This window comes from Neisseria sp. GT4A_CT1 (genome assembly GCF_000227275.1).
Lineage (GTDB): Bacteria > Pseudomonadota > Gammaproteobacteria > Burkholderiales > Neisseriaceae > Neisseria.
Genome location: NZ_JH164991.1, coordinates 1 through 1,008 on the forward strand (window position 1 = coordinate 1; position 1,008 = coordinate 1,008).

General features: G+C 51.6%; 2 protein-coding genes. One reads left to right on the forward strand and one right to left on the reverse strand.

Going from position 1 to position 1,008, the window contains the following annotated elements; all coding sequences use genetic code 11:
• The coding region (locus HMPREF1028_RS12865; RefSeq protein ID WP_036529875.1) for a sulfate ABC transporter substrate-binding protein at nt 1–588 on the forward strand (588 nt) is incomplete at its 5' end.
• A 76-nt stretch (nt 589–664) separates the two neighbouring features.
• Here the strand turns inward: HMPREF1028_RS12865 and HMPREF1028_RS12870 are convergent.
• Nucleotides 665–1,008 (reverse strand): IS3 family transposase (locus HMPREF1028_RS12870; RefSeq protein WP_009313202.1); only part of this gene is annotated, 344 nt, incomplete at its 5' end.

Here is a 1,008-nt window from a genome sequence, read left to right on the forward strand (position 1 = left end):
TTGGTCAAAGGCGACGTACAAATTATCACGGCAAACCCGAAAACTTCAGGCGGCGCACGCTGGAATTTCCTGTCGGCTTGGGCATACGCACAAGAAAAAGGCGGGGATGCGGCGGCAGAACAATTTGTTTCCGAACTCTACCGCCGCGTGCCGGTCATGGACGCAGGCGCGCGCGGTTCGACCATTACCTTTACACGGCGCGGATTCGGCGATGTTTTGCTGGTATGGGAAAACGAAGCGCACCTCGCCTTGCAGGAGAATCCGAACCAATTTGAAATCATCACGCCGTCAATATCCATGCTGTGCGAACCGCCCGTCGCCGTGGTCAGCGAAGTAGCAAAAGAAAAAGGCACGGAACAAATCGCCAAAGCCTATTTGGAAATGCTGTATAGCAAAGAAGCGCAACGAATGGCGGCACGCCATTTCTACCGCCCCACCGACGAGGCCGTACGCACCGAATTTAAAGCACGCTTCCCCGATTTGAAACTGGTCGGCATCGACGAAACCTTCGGCGGCTGGCATAAAGCACAAGCACGATTTTTCAACGACGGCGGCGTATTCGATAAGATTTACCGACCGCAAAACTGATTGCATCTTAAATAAAACAAAGGTCGTCTGAAAACCTGAACTGGCCCCCAAATCTTGGACACTCATAAAAGCCTATTCAGGCGCTCTGTGCAAGCTGGGTTCTGTATGCGACAGGACTCAGCTTTTTCAATTTCAAACTGCAACGCTCCCGGTTGTAGTAATCCATATAGTCATCTATCTGCTTCATCAATTCATCTACCGTCAATTCACCTGCGTTATAGAAACACTCCGTCTTCAACACCGCAAAGAAGCTTTCCATCGGCGCATTGTCCCAACAGTTCGCCTTTCGCGACATGCTTTGAACCATGGAATGCTCCGCAAGCAATTCCCTATATCCCGCCGTACGGTACAGCACACCTTGGTCCGAATGAAGCATCGTTCCTTCGCCAGTCAGCCGGGGTGCGGGCTTTTTCGAGCATT